The following is a 3,497-nucleotide window of genomic DNA, read 5'->3' on the forward strand; positions in this document are numbered from 1 at the left end:
AACGGCCCGGAATTACCGGGCCGTCGTCACTCTCGCTGCCATTGTTCTATGGATGCGCTAGTGTCCACACCACCTAGAGCTCTCTCTCGGCAAGCTTGCGAAACGCGTCGGGCACCGAATGAACCGCCTCCAGCGCCGCCGAACCATATCCGATCGCCCCCCAGCCAAAGCGATCGCGGATCTTGTCGATCGCACGGTCCGCCGCCCAGCGGGCCATCCCTGTCGGACTTCCAGGCCGAAGCGCTTCGTCCTCCAGTCCGAGTGGAAGCTCCAGTGCAAGATCCCAATGCTCCTCGAGATGCGAAACCGAGATCGCCAGCAGCGAGATGATCTTCTCGCCGGGATGGTCGGCAAGAGCAGCGCTCACGAGATTCTCGGCGAGCCGGGCCAGGACGATGGTCGTGCACACCGGCGCATCGATCGTCATCGAGCGCGTCACCGACTTCAGGTCGGCGAAACGGACGCGCACCGTCACGGTTCGTCCAGGCCGTGATTTCGCCCGAAGCCGCGTGGCGACGCGGTCGGCGAGATGAAGCAGCGTGGGCCGGATGACTTGCTCGATCGCAGGCTTTCGGCCAAGCGCCGATTGTGCCCCCGCCGATCGCGCGCGCCGGTGTGGCTTGAGCTGTCGCGGATCGCGATTCCAGGCCAGCGCGGCGAGTTTCTCGCCCGCTGCCGGACCGAGCAAGTGCGTCAGCGACCGTTCCGACAATTTGGCGAGTTGACCGATCGTCGCGACGCCGATCGCATCCAACCGCATCCTGGTGACTGGCCCTACTCCCCACATCAACTCAACCGGCAATTCGTGAAGGAAGCTCAGCTCGGCGTCGGGATCAACGACGACAAGTCCGTCGGGCTTTGCGACCTGCGAGGCGATCTTCGCCAGATGCTTGGTGCGGGCGACGCCGACCGAGATCGGAAGGCCGAGTTCGCTGCGTACGCGCCACCGGATCGACGCGGCTATTTCGGCAGGCGTTCCGAACAGGTGAGTGCAGCCGGCAACGTCCGCAAACGCCTCGTCGATCGAAATTCGCTCGACCAGCGGCGTGAAGTCGCCGATCACCTTGATGGCCGCGTCACCCAACCGCTGGTAATCGCTGAAATGGCCGCCGACGAAAACCAGTTGCGGGCACAGTTGGCGCGCTTCCCGCCCCGACATGCCGCCATGCACTCCGAAGGCCTTGGCCTCATAGGACGCCGCCAGCACAACCCCGCCCCCGACGGCGATCGGCTTGCCGCGCAGCGACGGCTCGAGCAGCTGCTCGACCGATGCGTAAAATGCATCCAGGTCCGCATGAAGGATGGTGGCTGCGGCTGCCATCTCGACCCGCTCATCCCTGACCCGACCGAAGCCGCCCGTCTCCGGACGTGAAAACTAGCAACAGAACAAAATAGGAACAATCTGAAATCGAGTCAATCCAGCATGTCATCGCGGCCGCTGGCGCCGCGAACGACGCCGGGTCGTCAACACGCGTTGCCACGCCGCGTGCTTGCCGCGCGAGGGGCCTGTCGGCGCTCCCTTCAGCCGGCTTCGCCCGATCGCCCCCGATCTCGGTCCGCGGGAGATCGAAGCGGGAGTTGCTGCGAGGCATCGACGCGAGGCACATCCGTGGATCGTTCGAGAGCATGACGGCGGCCTCTGCGATCCACGACCGCACGCAGCTTTGCGCGTATTGCCGCACCGGCTCACTCATCAGCGGCTGGCTTTGCCGCGCAGGCTTTTTCGGGTAGATATTTTGAGATGACCGACCAATCTCATCAGGTGGACTTCCAAGCTGCGGCCCACCTTTACAAATGGCCTTCTCTCAACAACTCGAGGCGAGAGGATCGCGCGCCCTATATGGTCGTCAATGGAACGCTCGACCAATGCATTCGGGATTTCATGGGCAAGCCCGAGAAGACGCGACATCTTTACGAGATCCGGACCAAGCCGCAGCCTCCCCTCGTCCCCGACGTGCTGTCGCCCGAGCATGTGATCGAGCTCTCCAGGCTTCGCGAGTTTCTCTGAGGCGCGCAACGAACGCGATCCCGACGCGTCGCGTTTGCGGGCCGACTTATCCATCTGTCGTAGGTCTGGTGCCGGATTGTTTGCCCCTTGGCGAGCCGGTACACTTGCTTGACTCCCTGACTGACCGACGTCCGCGCCGGCATGATTGATCCGCTTCGACCCCGCTGAGGCTCGCACGTCGCCTGCACGGGAGCGGAACGGCGGCACGGCCGGTTGAGGAGCATCGCGAGGCGCCGCATGAGGTTCAATCTGGCGATCCTGAGTGTGCTGGCCGCAAGGCCCGGGCAGCGGATCGCGATCGACGAGGTCAGCCGCGAGGTCAAGCGCATGATCGCGGCCGGCGATGAAGCCACACAGTCGAAGCGGCCGTCCGAGCTTGGCGACGCCGACGTCTTCCAATCGGGATGGGCATCGATCAACGACGCGGGCCTGCAGATCACCGATTCGGGGCTCTCGCTGTGGCGCTCGCTTGAAGCCGCCCGCATCGAACACGGACCCGATCGACAGGAAACGGAACGATTGGACGCCGCTGCGGCCGACACGCGCCATTACGTTGCGGATACTGCGATCGACCGTCCCGACGACGTTGATCTCGAGCTCCCCGGCATGACGCGCGAGGACCACGACGACCGCCAGCCATCCGGCGCGGGCCGTTCGGCTACCGCTCCCGGCATCCCCTCGGCGCACTCTCCGGTCGTCCCTGCGCCTGCACTCGGCGCCTTTCAAGAGGCGAACCGGGTGGTGGCTGCGCGGCTGTCCGGTCTGGTCAGCTTGCTCGGCACGATCAAGCCGAAATTCGCCGCCGCGCGGCGACGGCGACCCGCGGAGGATGTCGGGGATCGTCGTGCCGATCGTCGAGGCGGATTGACGGGGCTGGCGGTGGCGTGCCTCAGCCTGATCTCGGTCGTCGCTTGCGTTGCCGCCGCGATTGCGCTTGGTCAGCTCTCTTCGCTGAAGTCGGACATTGCCGCGTTGCGGCGGGAGATCGCGCCGCTGAGGGAACGCCTCGCCAGATTCGAACAGGCCGAAGTCGCAAGACGCGAGGCTGCCCAGCAGCAAGATGCGCAAGACAAGGTCGAGGCGGAAAAGAAGCTGCCTGACGGCGCAGGCGAACAGGCCGCGCTCAACCTCTCGCGTGAAGAGATTCAGTTGATAAGGGAGTACATCAAGGCAGCGCCTTCCGCCGGCACAGCTGTCGCGCCGATCAATGTCGGCGATCCCATCACGGGCGGAATGATTCCGCTGCCTTCATCGCTGACGGAAAAGCTGCCGCGGCTTCTCGGTGCGAGATTCGCCACCCGCAACGGCGCCATCGTCATCAGCACACGAAACAGCCGCCGCATCGATGTCGTGCTGATGCCGAATTAGATCGTGGCGAGGTCAAGTCGCAGGGGCGAGCTGCCAAAATATCGAGTCGTCCGTGAAGAATGCGGATTGACTTGAGAAATAAGCAGAATTGGTCTTGATGTAGTATTCGATTTTGCAGGAA

The 3,497-nt window shown here is 64.0% G+C and carries 3 protein-coding genes; 2 read left to right on the forward strand and 1 reads right to left on the reverse strand.

Annotated features, from left to right (window positions below; genetic code table 11):
• Positions 1–73 precede the first annotated feature (73 nt).
• Positions 74–1,321 carry a DNA polymerase IV gene (dinB, locus tag Q2M23_RS43245; RefSeq protein WP_316399463.1) on the reverse strand — a complete coding sequence of 416 codons (1,248 nt, stop codon included), beginning with the start codon at positions 1,319–1,321 and terminating at the stop codon, positions 74–76.
• Between the two features lie 420 nt (positions 1,322–1,741).
• Between dinB and Q2M23_RS43250 the strand changes: the two genes are divergently transcribed.
• On the forward strand, positions 1,742–2,008 hold the full coding sequence (locus Q2M23_RS43250) for a hypothetical protein (protein ID WP_316399464.1): 267 nt from the start codon (positions 1,742–1,744) through the stop codon (positions 2,006–2,008).
• 327 nt (positions 2,009–2,335) lie between these two features.
• Complete coding sequence (locus Q2M23_RS43255; protein ID WP_316399465.1) at positions 2,336–3,376, forward strand: hypothetical protein; 1,041 nt, start codon at positions 2,336–2,338, stop codon at positions 3,374–3,376.
• Positions 3,377–3,497 lie beyond the last annotated feature (121 nt).

The organism is Bradyrhizobium sp. 33ap4, from assembly GCF_032654765.1.
Lineage (GTDB): Bacteria > Pseudomonadota > Alphaproteobacteria > Rhizobiales > Xanthobacteraceae > Bradyrhizobium > Bradyrhizobium australafricanum.

What these genes read in the sequence shown, in the direction of transcription:
- dinB (WP_316399463.1), bottom strand. Translation starts at nt 1,321, where the DNA reads ATGGCAGCCGCAGCCACCATCCTTCATGCGGACCTGGATGCATTTTAC.
- Q2M23_RS43250 (WP_316399464.1), top strand. Translation starts at nt 1,742, where the DNA reads ATGACCGACCAATCTCATCAGGTGGACTTCCAAGCTGCGGCCCACCTT.
- Q2M23_RS43255 (WP_316399465.1), top strand. Translation starts at nt 2,336, where the DNA reads ATGATCGCGGCCGGCGATGAAGCCACACAGTCGAAGCGGCCGTCCGAG.